Origin of the sequence: Pseudoalteromonas galatheae (assembly GCF_005886105.2) — a bacterium.
Taxonomy (GTDB): Bacteria; Pseudomonadota; Gammaproteobacteria; order Enterobacterales; family Alteromonadaceae; genus Pseudoalteromonas; species Pseudoalteromonas galatheae.
Window position 1 is genome coordinate 313,867 of sequence record NZ_PNCO02000001.1, and the last position, 17,046, is coordinate 330,912.

The following is a 17,046-nucleotide window of genomic DNA, read 5'->3' on the forward strand; positions in this document are numbered from 1 at the left end:
TGTGGTTTTAAATATGCCAGCAACAATTACGGCCAGGTTGCTATTTTTTATTCAGTTGAAGCGCCCGGCCCTTACGCGTTTTACTCGAAGATTTATCCAATATCTCAAGCAGTGAGCATACAACCACTGCTTGATGCCAGTTAGATTTTTGTGTTGCTGATAAAGCGTATCTGGATTTGTAAAAACCCCTAAATCGCGTGTGATACTTTGCTTTTGAATATATGCACCATTTAACGAAAAGCGATTATTGGGTTGCTGTAAACAGAGAGTGGAAATACCAAATCCAGTAAAGTTTTTTGCCATTGAAAACCGTTGCTGAATCTGTTTAAGGTAGCCGTCATCTATTATGTAACCTTCAAGCTCTACCCAGCGCTCCTCTAGATAAACCTCAACCCAACTATGGATAATACTTTTTGGGGCAAACCATGTCAGTTGGGTAGGAATTAACCCTTGCTTTAGATCGTTTGCTATCTCAAATCCATGAACTCGTGTTGGAATATCACAAGCCCTTAGTAGTGCAACCAATAATGTTCCTTTGGTATTACATTGTCCATAGCCTTGCTTAAGCACTTGGCTTGCAGTTAGTGTATCTGTCTCACTATAACCAAATTCGATGTCGTCTTTGACAAAGTTATAGATTTGCTCCGCTGCCGAGAGCGCATTAAGTTGCCGCCAATTTTTTGCTTCTATTAAACTTTGGATCTCTGAATGTTGATAATCAACTAAGGGGGTAGTTACTAAAAATTGCTTCATGGTTATGCTCCTATTTTGGTAGCAGTGTGATACAACTTAGGCAACTAAGCTTGAATAAACTGGCTAAATTCATGGTTAGTTAATGGGTGTACAATTAGATTTTTTATTCTGTATTTAGGGAAGGATCCTATGAGAAAAACAACAAAGATTGTTGATAAGGAATGTACTGAGAAAGCACGGAAGCAGCGACCAGATGACTGCGATGATATATATTACGGTTATGAAGGGTTGCTTGCATGAAATGGAAAGTCTTATTTTATTTCTTACTACTGACGTTTATTGCCTCAATCTATGATGCATTTACGCTGCCGGATCATTTAGAAATAGAATCAAGCATGTTTACTGGGATTGTGTTATTGGTCGCAGATCTCTTAAATGTATTTGGTGCCTTTTGCGTCGCTTATGGTAAGCGTCCTATCACGGATGTGTGGTTTTGGAGTGTGTCCTTAGCACTATTTGTTGCTGCTAATGTTTACATTCAGCTTCAGGCATTTATTCAGTTTCGTATTGGCTATACGGTCGATGAGATGATTGTTCATTCGATTATTTTTCTTGTCGTATTAACCATATCGTCGCTGCCTATGGTCAAGTTGATTGGTGAAGCTTATAAACGAGGTAATAAACCGACGGCTTAGTTTATAGTGCTTTGTGTTTTTAATGCCTCAGTCGGTGTGATGCCAAACTGCCGTTTAAATGTACGGCTCAAATGAGCGCTATCTGCAAACCCCGCGAGCATGGCAGCTTGTGTAAGGTTGTTGCCTTGCTGTATGGCAACAACTGAGCAGATCAGCCTGCGCCACAGCACATAAGGTCGCCACGCTATCCCCACTTGCTCGGTAAAAAGATGTAAAAAGCGACTTGGTGAGAGATAAAGTGACTCGGCAATCGTATTGGCGCTAAAGTGATTGGGTTTAAGGCAAGTTTGTGCGTTAAAGCATGTATCTAATTGCGTCAATACACTGCCAATTCGTGGATCTAGAGCCGTCGTCGGGAGCTCGGTAAGCCCTACTGTGCGTATTAACTCGGCAAGCTTGGCATTGCTCTTTGGTGCAGTACTTATCTTAATTGCTGCACAGCCGTTGCTCTGGAGTTGCTTACCATACAAGCTTTTTGGTTCGACTAATATTACCCATCCTGAGGTCATTTTTAAGCTATGCTCTACGCCGCCTGCAATTACGCTTGGGCCAAATAGCGTCTTGTCACCGACTTGTGCGATACAGTCGCTCAAGGGCAGGTTGATTTGAATAAGGTGATGTGAATGGCACGCGGCATTCAAGTCTTTGACAAAAGAAGCGAATATACCCGGAGTGAGGTGCAGCATAAAAAACAGCCGAGGCGTTCACCTCGGCGGACAGTATTAACCAGCAAATGCGTCTTGCAATGGTGGTACAACTTGCTTTTTACGGCTCAGTACACCGTCTAACCATACTTTGCTTGCTTCAGGCTCAACGTCGTATGCTTTTGCGATGATCGTTTCATCATCAGAAGCGATCAGCATTTGTGAGCCTTCTTTCATGATATCAGTAAGTAGCAGCATCACACTGTGGCGATTACCTTCTTCTTTTAATTTCGCGATATCGGCATGTAGCTCATCTTTGATCTTATCAAATACAGCAAGATCAACGACTTCAAGCTGGCCAATACCAACAAGGTTACCATTCATGTTAAAGTCTTTGAAATCACGCATGACCAAGTCACGAATTGGTGTGCCTTCAACTGCTGACTTCACTTTGAACATTTCCATGCCAAGCTCTTTTGCATCATCAACACCCGCGATTTTTGCAAGTGCTTCAACACATTTAATATCCGCAGTAGTACAAGTTGGTGATTTGAAGATGACTGTGTCGCTTAGGATTGCACACATCATGATCCCAGCAATATTTGCTGGGATTTCTACATCGTAGAAGTCGTACATCATTTTAATAATCGTGTTACTACAGCCAACAGGGCGGATCCAACACTCAAGTGGTGTTGAAGTCGTAAGGTCGCCTAGTTTGTGGTGATCAACTACGCCAACCACAGTTGCTTTATCGATGTCGTCTGGTGCTTGTGTTTTTTCAGTGTGATCAACGATATACACATCTTCACCAGCATAGCTCATCTTAAGCTCTGGTGCTTCAAAACCAAAGCGGTCAAGAATAAACTGAGTCTCTGGTGAGACTTCACCCAAGCGCGTAGGGATCGCTTCTTCACCAATTTGGTTTTTTAGATAAGCAAGTGCGATTGCACCGCAAATTGAATCTGAATCAGGGATCTTATGACCCACTACATACATTGCCATTGACGGAACTCCTTAAAATTTTGCCCACATTCTAGCAAAATAACTTGCCATTTAAATAGTGTAAATGCGCAATTTGGCGTAGATAGGGTGCGGTAATGACAGATTGTTAAATTAGGCGGAATCGCCTCGGCGAGCAAGGGCTAATTGAGCATGTATAAATGCAAATTAGTATTATACACTAACCGTTCAAACGCTTAGGAGATGGGTATGATTCAAATGAGCCGTAAGGCGTGGAATAACGTGGTGATCTTTTCCATGTTACTGATGATCTTTTTTCTCAACGGACTCCACTATAAATTGAATCCCAGCGACGACAAAGCAAAGATACAAGCTGTGCTACCAGAACAAAGTTTTGTCCTAACCGTGGCATTTCCTGGCTATAAAATTGAACGTATTGGTACAAGCTGGCGTATAGAGCTACCGCAAGGCTCAAACCAGACCTTTAGTGAAGATACCCTAGGTGCGCTTGTCGCCAAATGGCAGAGTTTACAGCTATTGGTTGTTGAGGCGCCAAAGCAGTTGGAGCCCGCGCTCACTGCTGCGCAGTTTTGGCTGGCAACTCAAGAGCTTCCGCTCAGCTATCAACTGTATCCAAGCGATAATGGCTTTGTATTATTTGATAAACAACAACAGCGTTGGTTTGAACTCGATACTGAGCAAGCCAAAGCATTATTTTTACCGATAGAATTGTAATACCACACAGTAATAGAGTGAATTATGCCTGAGTTACCAGAAGTCGAAGTGAGCCGTTTAGGCATTCAACCGTATTTAGAGCAACATATTATTCAATGCGTAAAAGTACACAATGGTAAGTTGAGGTGGCCTGTACCAGAGGAAGTGCAATTGCTTGAGGGTGAGAAGGTGCTTGCGGTTAAGCGTCGGGCAAAATATTTGCTTATAGAATCCAAGCATGGCACTGCGATTTTGCATTTGGGGATGTCAGGGAACTTACGTGTTGTTGATGGCGCGGAGCCACTAAAAAAGCATGATCATGTGGAGATCATTCTGGCCTCAGGTAAGTCGCTCAGATTGAACGACCCGCGTCGCTTTGGAGCCTTTTTATGGCAAGGTGTGGGTGAAGATCATAGCGTTTTTGAAAAGCTGGGTCCTGAGCCGTTGACTGAGCTTTTTACTGCAGAATATTTATTTGAAAAAAGCAGAGGCAAAAAGCAGCCGATTAAACAATTTGTTATGGATAATCATGTGGTGGTTGGTGTGGGTAATATTTATGCCAATGAATCTTTGTTTAAAGCAGGGATCCATCCCAAAAAAGAAGCAGGTAAAATTTCACTTAAACGCTACCAAGTACTGACACCGATCATCAAGGAAACCTTAAGTGCAGCTATCAAGCAAGGGGGAACTACACTTAAAGACTTTGCCCAAAGTGATGGCAAACCGGGTTATTTTGCCCAAGAGTTGCTGGTGTATGGTCGCAAAGGTGAGCCTTGCGTGAGCTGCGAAACACCATTAAAAGAGATACGCCTAGGACAGCGCAGCACAGTGTATTGTTCTAAATGTCAGCGCTAAGGCAAAGTGCTGGCTAGGAGCCGGCGGTTTTAAAGTCTATCTTAACTTGGTTTTCTTGTAGCGTTGCTGAGCACGGGGGATAACTGCGAGTTGTTTTATGCACCCGGTCAAAGATGTGGATTTCAACCCCTGAATGAAGCGCTTTATTTGCCGCAAGCTTAGTGTTGTCGAGTAAATCGTGTAAGTCGTGATCAAGTTGACTGAGCTTTTGCTCAAGGTGCTCGGCTTGCTGGCAGTAGTGCATTTGTGTTGCGCCAATTTTAGTTTTGAGTTGCTGCTTTTTAGCAGCATCTTTTACTAACTCCGCTTTTTCAATCGCTTGCTGTAATTGGTCTAAAGAATCATTGGTAGCGGCGACTTCTTTGAACAGAGTGTCAGTTTCTTGGGTGATTTTAAGACCTTTGCGTGCCAGATAAATCATCATTTTAGCGCCAGACTCACTGCCAATTTCACCTGCAACTACCATTTGCGCATCAATGATTGAGCCTCCTATCAACTTGCCACTCGGTTGTTCGCCTGTACCAACTTGTATCAGCTTTTGCGCTTTAATGTCGCAGTGGTTGCTTTGCTTGTTGATAATAATGTTATCGCCTTCAAGGTAAGTATATTGGCCGTGGGCAATCTCAACATTGCCTTTGGCGATAAGTTTGCAGGTTAAGCCTTGCTCATTATTTTGATGGTCAACGTGGCCGATCACGCCACCTCGTACCTCAATGTTACCACCAGCGGTAAGTTCTCCAGATTCCACCGTGCCGAGCACTGTGATATCGCCTTGGGCGGTTACGCGCATACCAGGTTCAATATTATGGGTGACTACTACACTACCATTAAAGTCGACGTGACCACTTTTTACTGTGACGTCGGCAATGGTAAATACGTCATCAACGCGCATACCGTTGGTGATATCAGAGGGGCAACCTGCGATAGTAGCAATAAGCTCTAGTGGATTACTAGGGTTGATCTCAGTACCTTCACCCGCTACAAGCTGGAACGAATCGCCGGGTTTTGCTTCAATGCTCTCACCGGTTACAGTAAAGCCTTCTTTACCCGGCGTAGCAGGCTTTTGAGTCACCAGTAAATCACCGGGCGAAACGCTTGCAAGCTTGCCAAAGTCACGCATATCAACGGTGCCATCTTCACGCATTCTAGGCTGCTTGAGTCGTTCTTTTAGCGTTTGTATATGTGGCAGTAATTTGGCTGACTGGCCGTCTTGCGGTGGTCTACCTTGGGCGATTAACCCAGATGCTTCTTCACCAGGTGGAATTTCAAATTGTTTACGTAGGATATTTTCAAGGTAGGCTTGCTTATAGCCACGGCTTACGCCTGCTTTAACTATGACCTTTTTCGCTTCTTCTAATGATATTGCTTTACCACCACGAGCAGTTTTAAGCTGCCCAAAGGCCTGCATTTTATCGTCGCTTAAGGTAACTTCAAATTTTGCATCATGCTGTTTAGCAACCACAATTTGACTTTCAGGAAAGTCGCTTTGGAAAAAAGCCTTAATCGAGTCGTGATCGATTTCGCAATCAGCAAATTGCGACTTTTCAAGGGCTTCGATCACAAACGCAGCACTTGGCGGTGAAGCAGACTTCACATCCATTAAGATATTGCCATTGTGCGCAAGCTTGAACACGATAACTGCCTCGTCGAATTTTTATCCTATAGTTTCAGCTTGCTAAAGAAACATCAATTGGTCAAGTGCTTAGGCCAATTTTCTTACGTTAATATGGGCTAAGTTAAAAAACAGAAATAAATCGTGATTTTCTAATACTTTCAGGTGAATAAAAATCAGTAAGCTTAAAAATGTGTGGGCTTGTCATGCGCTTCTTGCAGCAGAATTTTAATCGCTTCAGGAACAACCTTTTTCTGTGTTGAAATGGCATAAAAATACTCATAAATATTAGGCAGTTCCTGATACTGCTGTAGCACCCCTTGGGCTATTTCGTCTTTTACTACTACGGCAGGTAAAACGGCCACCGCGCCACTGTCTCGTGCCAGTAGTCGCATCATCGCCATATCGTCGACCTCTGCCAAAATGTTGGGAAAGTACTGATGCTGAGCGCATAGTGCATTAAATGCGGTGCGTAAATCTGAATTGGCGGGTGGCAAGATCCAGCGTGTTTTTTCAAAACCTTGTGGAAACTGTGTGCTGGGTTTAAGTGCAGGTGGGCCAACAATCGCAAGCGGTTGCTTTGCAACTAGTTGACACTGCCAGTAGGGGTCTGAAGTATCTAGGTTAATCGTTCTGTTGGTAAGTACTAAGTCCAGCTCATAATTGGTTAAGCCGTTGAGCAGCTCAGAAATACTGCCTGACTTTAACTTAAATTGCACATCGCTGCGTCGCATCAAAGGACTAATAAAAGCTTCTACAAAGTTACGTGACAGAGTGGTCAACACCCCGATAGTTACATGGGTGGTTGACTGCACGCCTTTGCTTAACAAGGCTTCGAGTTCTTGACCTGTGGTAAAAATATCATCGGCATAGCTCAGCACCTTTTTACCCTGATTGGTGAGCATTAGACTACGGCCTACGCGTTCAAATAGCGATACCCCGATATTATGCTCTAACTGTTTGATTTGCGAAGAGAGTGCAGACTGCGAAACATGTAACTCTTTAGCTGCTTGAGTCAAATTTCCAATCTTAGCAACCTGCCAAAAGTAGTAAAGGTGGTGATAATTAAGTCGGCTCATCTATATATAAGTAAAATAGAACGAATAGTTAAATTATATCTATTTTTATTAAATTAAAAAGGCTGGAATAATGATCTAATTAGAGATTTAGGTGAGAAGCATAGAAAGTAATGATTAATATCTTAGTGGTGCTGTTGCTATTACACTTTTTGATTGCTGCGTCTTTCATGAGCAAAGCGTCTTGTCGTAACACTGGGCTATTTCGTATCGCGAACGGTTTTGCTATCGGCGTGGTAATTTGTATCGCTTTTGGCTGGGGGAGTTGGGCAACGCAAGGTGATATTGCCAGTGGCTTGTTTGAAATAAACTTTTTACGGCTTAGTGTGGTGTCATTGATTGGCTTTATGAGCTTTATTTTACTGCGCTACTCCATTCATTATTTACATGGTGAAAAACACCGGGGCCGTTATTTTCGCTATCTACTCACCACCTTACTGAGTGTAACTATTGTGGTGCTCAGTAATCACCTCATTCTATTTTGGTTGGCTTGGGTCGGCATTAGTTTGAGCCTACACCGTTTACTGCTATTTTACCCTAACCGCCCGAGAGCGACATTGGCCGCCCACAAAAAGTTTATTTTGGCACGCTTGGCAGAAAGTGCATTGCTGGGGGCTTTTATTTGTATCTACCTCAGCACTGGCATGCTCCAGATTAATGACATCACTGACTATTACTTAACTCACTCAACGACACTCACTGTGTTAGATCAATCAGCAGCTGGCTTACTTGCAATTGTGGCACTGATAAAGTGCGCACAACTGCCTGTGCATGGCTGGTTGATGCAAGTAGTTGAATCACCCACACCGGTAAGTGCTCTGTTACATGCAGGGATCATTAATCTGGGTGGTTTTTTGGTGATGGTGTTTGGTCCTTTGATTTTACGCGTAGAAGCTGCGAAATGGCTGATCTTGATTGTGGCAGGAATAACGACATTATTGGCCGCACTTATCATGACAACGCGGATCAGTTTAAAAGTGCGCTTGGCTTGGTCAACCTGTGCACAAATGGGATTGATGCTAATGGAGTGTGCTTTGGGGCTATATGAATTAGCGCTACTACACTTATTGGCGCATTCAGCCTACAAAGCCCACGCATTCTTAAACTCAAGCCAGTGGATCCATGAAGATTTGACTCGTCGCTTGAGCGACCAACTTGAACCACCCTTGTGGCAATGGCTTATTGCACTTGCCGTAGCAACTGGCCTCACTACAGCGGCTGCAGTCATTATTGAATATCAAGGCCCTGTCAGTATTTGGGGATTAATGGTTGGCGCATTAACGGTGTGGTTAGCGCTGCGTTTTGAGGCGCAAGCCCCTAGTAGCTATTTTAGAATCATCACCGCAGCTGTTGTGTTGTTGACAGCCTATAGTGCGCAAAAGTGGCTATTGCACTTGGTGGTCGCGCTACCAAATGAGCTCAGGGCGCAAGCACTCGATGGTGCAGATATTTGGTTGCTCGGCCTTGTAGTGTTACTCATCGTAGTAAATTATCTGCTCTATTACCGGGCGCATTTGGTAACGGTGCAAAAACTCTCTCGGGTGTTGTATGCCGGGCTGTATTTAGACGAGTGGATGACGCGTTTAACCATATTGCTTTGGCCCGTCCATTTACCAAGTATTAAAAAGCAGAAACACCTAGCCATTCATCGCTATGCTGCAGGGCACGAGGAGCAGAAGTAATGATAGAGACACAAGAAAAAAAACAGACTCAGCTATCTAAGCCGCAACAGCAACAACTCCTGAGCGCTGAAACACGCATTGCGACAACTTGGCCGCTCGATCAATTAATCGCAGTGAATCCATTTTGGGGAATGCGCGATCTGCCTTTTGATGCTGTGGTCAATAAAGTGAGCGCGTTGGCACAGGTTAGAATGTTAATGCCCGTGGCGTTTTATCTCGAAAAATGGCAGCAAGAGGCGATTTCAGAGCAAGCATTGCAGCAATCTGCGGCGAATTATGCTGTGCAACGCAGTACCAGCGCACTGCTTAATTGGCTCAAAAAAAGTCACTGCGGCGAGTTGCCACATTGGCATACATTAGCGGACTTGCTTGATCGCTACCGCTCTGAACATAAGATGCCATGGCAAGAGGAGATCAGCCACCAAATCAGCCAATTTTGCGCCGCGCATTATCAGCAGGTGCAGCCTATTCTCAAACAAACCCAAGGTGAAGAGAGGCTCTGTTTGTATCGCCACTGGCATGAAACCGTGTCGCGAGACTTGGGGATAAGCATCGTCATGGGGGAGTCAGGCTTAGTTGATTACTTTAAGGCTCTGCCAACATCACCTGAGTCTTTAATTGCACTCGCTGTCGACACCTTAGGGATTGGGTTTAATGAGCTGAGTGATTATGCGCACATGCTACTGCTAGACATTAATGGTTGGGCATCTTGGGCGGCTTATGAACGCTGGCAAGCAGATCTTGCCCAGCATCCAGCTTCCGATATGCGTGCGCTATTGGCAATTCGAATGGCGTGGGAGCTGGTGATTTGGCGTTATGTGAGTGAGCACCATCCAACGACCTTTACCCGTATTCAATACCATTGGAACAAGCAAAAGCTGCAACTTGCTGAGATTGTGCTTGAACATAAAAAAGCATTGTTGCCACGGCTGGTATTTCAGCGGGCACTTGAGCTTAGTTATCAAGCCACTTTAGTGGGGCAGATAAAGGCTCAGCAGGTAAAACCTGAAGGCGCTCGTGAGCAAGCTACACCAACCTTACAAGCGGCTTTTTGTATTGATGTGCGTTCAGAGGTGATCCGCCGCGCGCTCGAAGCTCAAAACGCTGGTATTCAAACCATAGGTTATGCGGGTTTCTTTGGCCTACCTATTGATTATCATGCGACTAACTGCCGTTTTAGTCGGCCCCAGTTACCCGGATTATTAAAAGCACCAATCACCGCAATACAAACGCCTGCACCTCAGCACCTTGCCACAAAACGCCAGCAAGCTGGCCGTTGGCATAGCTGGTCTCACTCTGCTGCGGCTTCATTTTCGATGGTAGAGTCGATGGGGATGAGTTACTTTTATCAGCTATTTAGCAAAGTGTTTTCACTACAAAAAACTCAGCATCCCGTCGATAGTCATATTGATTCAAGAAAGTGGCAGTTAAAACAAGGCGAACACGAAGTTACTGTTTTGGAGCAAGCTAAACTCGCAGCTGGCATACTAAAAGGGATGGGACTGACTGAATTTGCTGATACAGTCCTATTGGTTGGCCACGGAGCGCATACCACCAATAATTTACATGAAGCCGGGCTGCAATGTGGTGCATGTGGCGGCCAGTCGGGGGAAGTAAATGTTAAAGTACTCGCGCAACTTCTTAATGACCAAGCTGTACGCGCAGAATTAATTGCGCGGGGCATTACTATTCCATCGCAAACGCGGTTTGTTGCAGCGCTACATAATACCACCACTGAAACAATAATCCTCTATGGTGATGTAGATATAGAGGTAACCGGCTGGTTAAAGCAGGCATCGCACCAGGCTCGAGTGGAGCGTGCTCATACGCTTGCGATAACTGGCAAAGAGTTATCTGTACAGCAATTAGAGCAGCAATTTATAGCCCGGACTAAAGATTGGTCTCAAGTCAGGCCGGAATGGGGCCTTGCCAACAATGCTGCATTTGTGGTCGCACCGAGACAAGTTACGCAGGGAGTTGACTTGCAAGGCCGAGTCTTTTTGCACGAATACAGCGCCGAGCAAGACCAAGACTTTAGTCAGTTAACTGCTATTTTAACCGCTCCTATGCTCGTCACTAACTGGATCAATATGCAATATAACGCTTCGGTAACCGATACCCACAAATACGGCAGTGGTAACAAGGTGCTGCATAATGTAGTAGGGGGAAGGATTGGAGTGTTTGAAGGTAATGGCGGAGATTTGCGAATTGGCCTGCCAATGCAATCCGTTCACAACGGTGAAAAATGGATGCATACCCCACAACGTTTAAGCGTCATTGTACAAGCACCAACCGAGGCGCTTGAGCAAATCATGACAGCACACTCAGTTGTAAAGCAATTGGTAGAAAACGAGTGGCTTTATCTTCTGTCTATTTCGCCTAATTGTAACGAAGTTAGACGATTTGATAATGGTAAGTGGGAACTTCTTTGAATTCAAACGAAACTCGTTGCAACTTAATAAGTTATTGTGCAGAGTATTGCAGGAATTGAAAGGTGTGGCAGGACGCTACGTAAGCTAAACGACCTCCTAGCCACCGACATTGGACTGTTTATACAAGGAGGCTGCTAGTGGCTTTTGATTATGGCTCTATTGATTTAGGGCTTAAAAACCCATTTAAAACGGAAGGTAAAATCACTGCTATTCGTGGTGCAATACAAACTATTGCGGGCATTGCATTACTGGTGATTGCCGCCAGCTCCGTTAAGAGCGATGCGGGTATGGGTTGGATCATCATGCTATTTGGCATGTTGATTTTAGGTCTTGGGATCACTTCTCTTGCAAAAGGAATATATGCAACGCTGCGCTTTTTTGTGGGTCGTAATCACCCCACCTCTTTAGCTTATAACTTCAGTAAGTCAGAAACTTCAACCGCCCAGCAAGAAAAGGCTGATGTGGCTTACCGTGCTAAAACGCTAGAAGAAATGTTGATTGGCCGAAAGAACAGCACGTTTGTAGAACCGAAAGGTTTCTTATCGCGTTTACTTCACAGCATTGCACCTAAATTACTTTTTCTCCCTTATCCTATCAGAAATATGAGCCAACGCTTATTTGGTGCATGGGTGAGTACATTAACCGCACTCGTGCTTTATGGTGTGGTGGCGTTTGTATCGCTATCGGGCTTTGCCGGTGATGCTGGGGAGCTGACTTTTCCAATCTATAGCACCTTACTGATGATATATATTTTGTCATGTTGGTACAGCGCGGCTAAACCGATTTCACGCAAAGCGGAACATGCTATTGAATCTTTGGGGAGCGCGACCCTTGCTAAAGTGATTTCGCTCTCTTTTGTGCTACCAATCTTGATAGGCCTAACTTTGTCTTACATCATGGATGAAGGGAAGTTAAGTAAAGCCGATATTGAGCTCTTTTTTGCGCCTTTGCCTAGTCTTCATACTTGGGCTTATCTCACGGGCGTTATCGTGCTTGCACTTGGCTGTAGCGCCATTATTGCTGTTATGCTTAAAGCGCGTTTAGATAAAGTAAACCCAGTGGTTGAAGTGTCTGAATTAAGAGAAAACTGGCAAGAGTCCGTACATCCAAACGAGATATTTATTAACTTAGACAACTTGGTGATGGCAAATCGCCGCTATAAAGAAGTACCAAACCGGGTTTATCGTGAGCTAGATCCCAGCTTGCAAGAACAAGTTGATGGTAAAGGTGGCTTTAAAGGCGAAATGATCCAAGAAGTACAACCTAAAGTTCTCCCCCTAGATTTAGGTAAATCATTTGAGCGCTTTAGGTTTTTATCTTTGCTTGGTGGTAACTTACTGCTACTAGTGACCCTTGGGCTAAGTGTCTTTTTTGCTTATGCCGTAGTAGATATTTACCACTATGTAACGAGCGCCAATATCAGTAATTTTTCTAGTGCCTTCAGCGAAGAAAACATCGCGTCGTTCAGCGCCGTTGTGATGGTAGCCGTACATATACTGCTTAGTGGCTTATTGATTAAATCGTTTGCATCAATGCTCAACAATGCTGCACACGTATTCTATGCCGAGATGCAGTTTGAATCTCTGCTGGTTTATTTTAAGTGTGAAGGGACATTTACTGAGTCTAAAATATCAACAGGTACTGGCATTCACGATTCCACACGCTCTGAAAATACGCTAGTACGCAGCAGTATTACCCCTTGGGTAGTGGTGTCGAGAATAGTATCAACGACCTTCGCTGCCACGGGTATGAAAAACCTAGAGCACCCAAGACATATTCTAGAAATGCATAAAGACGATGCACAGCTAAGCGACATCCGTAAAGATGTGATTAGTTTCTTAAAAGATCGGGAGTCCATTGCCGCAATTACCAGCGAGCGTGATTTAGGTAACGCCTCACAAGTATACCAACTCAACCAGCAAACGAGAGCTGTGGACCAAAACCACCAACTGCGTGCAAGTAGTGACGAAGCCGGTGCTTATCTGCGCCGAGAAGAAGCACTCGAAAATAAAGAAGAGTAAAATACAAATGCCACCCTCGGGTGGCAATCTAAACATATAAAAACTCAAAAACTTACCGAAAAGAAACCGCTCAAAAATGCCTGTTTTCCTACCAAACTGCCCACCACTTGTATATGGCTTTTACTAAATCCTAGTGGTTAGCAATGGAAAAACAGTGCCGTTTTTATACTGCTATTAGGACTTAAAAATAGAAGTTTTGAAGGGCTTTATCGAGTGGTTTTTCAACATATTATTTATTATGGATACAATAATGTCCATTTTCTGCTTTATTTCGCTATAATAGATATAACTGTATCCATTTGGTTTTTGCGGATGAATTTTACCTTACTTGATGATACCGATGTAAGCCAAGCTTATGCGGCTTATTTGCGTGAGTTACGAAAGCAGGCAAAACTGTCACGATCTGCATTGGCTGAGCGAAGCTGTGTACCTGCGGCCACCATTAAGAAGTTTGAGCTAACTGGGCAAATTTCATTTCGCCAATTGTTGTTGCTCTGGCAAACCCTCGACTCATTGGATAGGCTTTATCAGCTCACACAATCTAACAAAGAGCGCGCTACAATGCCCTCTAGTATTGATGAGGTGCTAAAAGATGAGTTTTAAACCCATTCAAAAACTCATGGTAACTCGTAGATTAAGCTCAGGTGAGCAGGTTGCTGTAGGGGTCTTGGCGCAGAATCGGCAAGGCGTTTTTTTTCAGTATGCAGACAGCTATTTGCAGCAGTTTGGCAATTTATCACCTTTTACTTTGCATTCGAGCACACAAGTTCAAGTCGCACCTAAAGCGCCGCATCAAGGTGTACATGGCGTATTTGGAGATTGTTTGCCCGATGGCTGGGGCATGCTGTTGCAAGATCGTATTTTCCGGCAAAAGGGCATCCTGCCTAATCTATTAACGGCGATGGATAGGTTAGCCTTTGTCGGTGATAAAGGCATGGGAGCGCTGTCTTTTTCTCCAGTGTCTGAGTTTTCAACCACGACGAACGCTAACATTGATTTAGCTACTTTAGGCTTAGAAGCGCAAACGCTGTTCGATTCTTCAATGTCAGATTATATGGATGATAATCACGATGAGTTAGATGGACATACTCAGCAGGTACTGGCTGCATTAGTCGCGGGTGGTAGTTCGGGTGGGGCAAGGCCAAAAGCGCAGATTTATATGCCTGCTGGGGAAACTCAGTATTGTCGAACCTTTGCTCAGCCTAGAGATGAGGCTTGGCTGATTAAATTTACCTCGAAGAATCTCGCGCTCGGCCATGAAGAAGGTTTGTGTGAGGCGGTTTATTTACAAATGGCAGAACTTGCTAAGTGTCAACCGCCGCAATGGCAACTCATTGAAGCACCACCTACAAGCGGTGCGTCTGCCTGGTTGGCGCTTAAGCGTTTTGATTATGTCACGGAGCAGACCAATTTAAGCGGCAATCGCAGTTCAGGTCGCCTGCATATGCACAGCGCTTGCGGGCTGCTGGATGCAGACTTTAGAACGCCAAGTTTAGATTACATTGATTTAATTAAAGCCAGCCGTCAGTTGTGTAAATCGCCTGCGGCTGGACAACTACAATTTCGCCGTGCCGTTTTTAACCTGCTGTCGTCTAATCAAGACGACCACAGTAAAAACTGGGCGTTTTTGCAAGTGGATGACGGTCAATGGGATCCTGCCCCTTTTTACGATGTTACCTACAGCCCACACCCATTTAACGAACACGCCACTGCGTTCGGAGGTTATGGCAAAGCGCCACCACTTAAAGTGATGCAAAAACTAGCGACCAGTGCTGGTTATGGGAGTTGGCATGATGCAAGGCAAGTCATTGAAGAAGTTGCAGAAGCCATCAGTCAATTTACTTATCTTGCACAGCAGCAAGGGATCAGTAAAACGACAGCATCTGCGATTACTAAAACACTGGAGCAGCGCAAACAAGAAAATGCAGCGCTTTTTCAATGACAGTAAAACAAACTTTTCAATTCACAAAAAATACATAGCAAGGTCATCGTGAGCGAATATCAATACTATAAATTTGAGCGTCTGGATGGGTATTTAGATGCTAAAGCACGTCAAGCACTCAGAGCCATTTCAAGCCGTGCCGAGATCAGCGCTACGTCCTTTCAGGTGTATTACACCTACAGTGATCTAAAGGCAGAGCCTTTTGAGCTGATGTTAAAATACTTTGATATCGGCTTTTACTATGCCGATTGGGGATCAATCGATGCCTACATCAAGCTACCAGCAGGAACGCTCCCTGAAGCTTTACTTGGCTTTTCAAGTGATGGTCTTCATGTTCACGAAAACGATGATTGGCAGTTGCTGATCTTTTCCCTTGAGGAGTATGACGAGTATTTTGACGATGAGCATGCTGACGACTTTTTCCAGCATTTAGCCGCTTTACGCAGCGGGTTAATGCAAGGGGATTGGCGCCTTGTGTACTTTATGTGGCTCAAAGCGTTTGATTTTAATGATGACGTTGAACGAGTGCCGTTAGTTCAATTCGATTTTGAGCACCTCAGTGAAGAGGTGCTGGCGTTTGCAGCGCTGTATGATATTCCTTTAGCATTGGTTAAGGCACTCGCCATGGTGCTGAACGCACAACCCAGTCACCAAGCCAAACAAATCCAGTTTCAGTTTGATACATGGCTCCATAGTCTCTCAGAAGCAGAGAAAGACATGCTATTACGCGCGCTGTTTGAGCAAGGCCAGTTAACCCGTCACCAAGCCTTAGCGCTGGCGCGAAAAGAACCTATCAACACAGACGAGATCTATCAATACTGGTTAACCACCGAGGTAGTTTCCCCTTTCATTGAGCAAGCGCAAAGTCAATTACAGCAAGAGCAAGCCGCAGCTCTCGCAAAAAATTAGCCATCGAAAAAGCAGAAAAAGAAAAAGTGTTGACGGATGTTTACAATCGGCGTGAGCACTACTGGCAGCAAGCACAAGAGCAAGCGGATCGAACTTGCGCCAGTGGTTACGATGCGGCATCACGCTATCTGCATCAGCTGTGTGAGGCCTATCAGTTCAAAGCGGATGAAGCGGCGCTTGAACAACGCTTTAAGCGCTTTGTTGTGGCGAATAATAGCCGTAAAGCACTTTTAAATCGTTTGAGTGATTTGCTTTAAACGATGAGGCTATAGGTCGGCCAAATGACGTGAGTAAAAAATATCATTCAGTTTTGATTGGTTGAAAGCTTGTATGTCCGCCTTTAGGTCTACAGATTGTTACCCATAAAGTCACTTTGTGTAGACCTCCAACCTCTGCATTCCCCCGTTCGGTAAAACGCATAGACGAGTACTCAACTTGCTTTGCACACTTTATCGTGCATAAAAGTGTAATATTTTGCATTTTTATGCGCTTAAATGTGTTGTTGCGTTCTAATTGAGCAAGACCTTCCCTTTTTTACAAGGCTTTTGGCACTCATCCCTGGGCTTTTGGGCTTTTGGGGCTTTTGGGGTTTTTGGGGCAGTTTGGGCAAGACCTTAATTCACGTCACTTAGCCACACCCTAACCCTGCCCACAGAGCATTTATTATTTGGGGCACTATCTACAAACTGGGGCAAACTCCTAAATGAACTCAACAGATCAGTGAGGCTTATTTGGAAAAAATAGAAACGATGAACCCAACTACACAATCACCCACAAACTCAGTACATTCAGCGCGTCAGCAGCGGATTTT

13 protein-coding genes and 1 pseudogene are annotated in these 17,046 nt (G+C 44.4%); 9 read left to right on the forward strand and 5 right to left on the reverse strand.

Annotated features, from left to right (window positions below; all coding sequences use genetic code 11):
- Nucleotides 1-51: 51 nt before the first annotated feature.
- Nucleotides 52-753, reverse strand: coding sequence for a transglutaminase-like domain-containing protein (locus tag CWC29_RS01290; protein WP_138524337.1), 702 nt, complete (start codon nucleotides 751-753; stop codon nucleotides 52-54).
- A gap of 236 nt (nucleotides 754-989) precedes the next feature.
- On the opposite strand from CWC29_RS01290, the gene CWC29_RS01295 reads away from it, so the two are divergent.
- Entirely contained in the window at nucleotides 990-1,388 is a 399-nt protein-coding gene (locus CWC29_RS01295; protein WP_138524335.1) for a hypothetical protein, read from the forward strand.
- On the opposite strand, the gene CWC29_RS01300 is transcribed toward CWC29_RS01295, so the two are convergent.
- Both CWC29_RS01300 and CWC29_RS01305 read right to left on the reverse strand, forming a co-directional pair.
- Nucleotides 1,385-2,074: a helix-turn-helix transcriptional regulator gene (locus CWC29_RS01300; RefSeq protein ID WP_138524333.1), complete on the reverse strand. Its 690-nt coding sequence runs from the start codon at nucleotides 2,072-2,074 to the stop codon at nucleotides 1,385-1,387. The genes CWC29_RS01295 and CWC29_RS01300 overlap by 4 nt on opposite strands.
- Before the next feature lie 36 nt (nucleotides 2,075-2,110).
- Nucleotides 2,111-3,034: a manganese-dependent inorganic pyrophosphatase gene (locus CWC29_RS01305; protein WP_128728700.1), complete on the reverse strand. Its 924-nt coding sequence runs from the start codon at nucleotides 3,032-3,034 to the stop codon at nucleotides 2,111-2,113.
- A 207-nt stretch (nucleotides 3,035-3,241) separates the two neighbouring features.
- Between CWC29_RS01305 and CWC29_RS01310 the strand changes: the two genes are divergently transcribed.
- Both CWC29_RS01310 and mutM read left to right on the forward strand, forming a co-directional pair.
- Nucleotides 3,242-3,727 (forward strand): hypothetical protein, encoded by a 486-nt coding sequence (locus CWC29_RS01310; protein WP_138524331.1) that lies wholly within the window; start codon nucleotides 3,242-3,244, stop codon nucleotides 3,725-3,727.
- Nucleotides 3,728-3,751: 24 nt separating this feature from the next.
- Nucleotides 3,752-4,561, forward strand: coding sequence for a bifunctional DNA-formamidopyrimidine glycosylase/DNA-(apurinic or apyrimidinic site) lyase (gene mutM, locus CWC29_RS01315; RefSeq protein WP_138524329.1), 810 nt, complete (start codon nucleotides 3,752-3,754; stop codon nucleotides 4,559-4,561).
- Between the two features lie 13 nt (nucleotides 4,562-4,574).
- On the opposite strand, the gene CWC29_RS01320 is transcribed toward mutM, so the two are convergent.
- Entirely contained in the window at nucleotides 4,575-6,194 is a 1,620-nt protein-coding gene (locus tag CWC29_RS01320; RefSeq protein ID WP_138524327.1) for a DUF342 domain-containing protein, read from the reverse strand.
- Nucleotides 6,195-6,358: 164 nt separating this feature from the next.
- Nucleotides 6,359-7,252 (reverse strand): LysR family transcriptional regulator, encoded by an 894-nt coding sequence (locus CWC29_RS01325; protein ID WP_138524325.1) that lies wholly within the window; start codon nucleotides 7,250-7,252, stop codon nucleotides 6,359-6,361.
- A 110-nt stretch (nucleotides 7,253-7,362) separates the two neighbouring features.
- Here CWC29_RS01325 and CWC29_RS01330 point away from each other — a divergent pair, with 110 nt between their 5' ends.
- From CWC29_RS01330 to CWC29_RS01355, 6 genes and pseudogenes are all read left to right on the forward strand, one after another.
- Entirely contained in the window at nucleotides 7,363-8,931 is a 1,569-nt protein-coding gene (locus CWC29_RS01330) for an NADH-quinone oxidoreductase subunit L (protein ID WP_138524323.1), read from the forward strand.
- On the forward strand, nucleotides 8,931-11,363 hold the full coding sequence (locus CWC29_RS01335) for a YbcC family protein (RefSeq protein ID WP_138524321.1): 2,433 nt from the start codon (nucleotides 8,931-8,933) through the stop codon (nucleotides 11,361-11,363). Before CWC29_RS01330 ends, CWC29_RS01335 begins: the two co-directional genes overlap by 1 nt.
- Before the next feature lie 137 nt (nucleotides 11,364-11,500).
- On the forward strand, nucleotides 11,501-13,384 hold the full coding sequence (locus CWC29_RS01340; protein WP_138524319.1) for a hypothetical protein: 1,884 nt from the start codon (nucleotides 11,501-11,503) through the stop codon (nucleotides 13,382-13,384).
- Nucleotides 13,385-13,696: 312 nt separating this feature from the next.
- On the forward strand, nucleotides 13,697-13,987 hold the full coding sequence (locus CWC29_RS01345) for a helix-turn-helix domain-containing protein (protein WP_128728917.1): 291 nt from the start codon (nucleotides 13,697-13,699) through the stop codon (nucleotides 13,985-13,987).
- On the forward strand, nucleotides 13,977-15,326 hold the full coding sequence (locus CWC29_RS01350; RefSeq protein WP_138524317.1) for a type II toxin-antitoxin system HipA family toxin: 1,350 nt from the start codon (nucleotides 13,977-13,979) through the stop codon (nucleotides 15,324-15,326). Before CWC29_RS01345 ends, CWC29_RS01350 begins: the two co-directional genes overlap by 11 nt.
- Before the next feature lie 48 nt (nucleotides 15,327-15,374).
- Nucleotides 15,375-16,492 (forward strand): annotated as a pseudogene (locus tag CWC29_RS01355) (hypothetical protein).
- The last annotated feature ends 554 nt before the right edge of the window (nucleotides 16,493-17,046 follow it).

Excerpts from the sequence above, each read along its gene's own strand:
- CWC29_RS01350 (WP_138524317.1), top strand. The coding sequence starts at position 13,977 with ATGAGTTTTAAACCCATTCAAAAACTCATGGTAACTCGTAGATTAAGC.
- CWC29_RS01295 (WP_138524335.1), top strand. The coding sequence starts at position 990 with ATGAAATGGAAAGTCTTATTTTATTTCTTACTACTGACGTTTATTGCC.
- CWC29_RS01325 (WP_138524325.1), bottom strand. The coding sequence starts at position 7,252 with ATGAGCCGACTTAATTATCACCACCTTTACTACTTTTGGCAGGTTGCT.
- CWC29_RS01330 (WP_138524323.1), top strand. The coding sequence starts at position 7,363 with ATGATTAATATCTTAGTGGTGCTGTTGCTATTACACTTTTTGATTGCT.
- CWC29_RS01300 (WP_138524333.1), bottom strand. The coding sequence starts at position 2,074 with ATGCTGCACCTCACTCCGGGTATATTCGCTTCTTTTGTCAAAGACTTG.
- CWC29_RS01305 (WP_128728700.1), bottom strand. The coding sequence starts at position 3,034 with ATGGCAATGTATGTAGTGGGTCATAAGATCCCTGATTCAGATTCAATT.
- CWC29_RS01345 (WP_128728917.1), top strand. The coding sequence starts at position 13,697 with ATGAATTTTACCTTACTTGATGATACCGATGTAAGCCAAGCTTATGCG.
- CWC29_RS01335 (WP_138524321.1), top strand. The coding sequence starts at position 8,931 with ATGATAGAGACACAAGAAAAAAAACAGACTCAGCTATCTAAGCCGCAA.
- mutM (WP_138524329.1), top strand. The coding sequence starts at position 3,752 with ATGCCTGAGTTACCAGAAGTCGAAGTGAGCCGTTTAGGCATTCAACCG.
- CWC29_RS01310 (WP_138524331.1), top strand. The coding sequence starts at position 3,242 with ATGATTCAAATGAGCCGTAAGGCGTGGAATAACGTGGTGATCTTTTCC.
- CWC29_RS01290 (WP_138524337.1), bottom strand. The coding sequence starts at position 753 with ATGAAGCAATTTTTAGTAACTACCCCCTTAGTTGATTATCAACATTCA.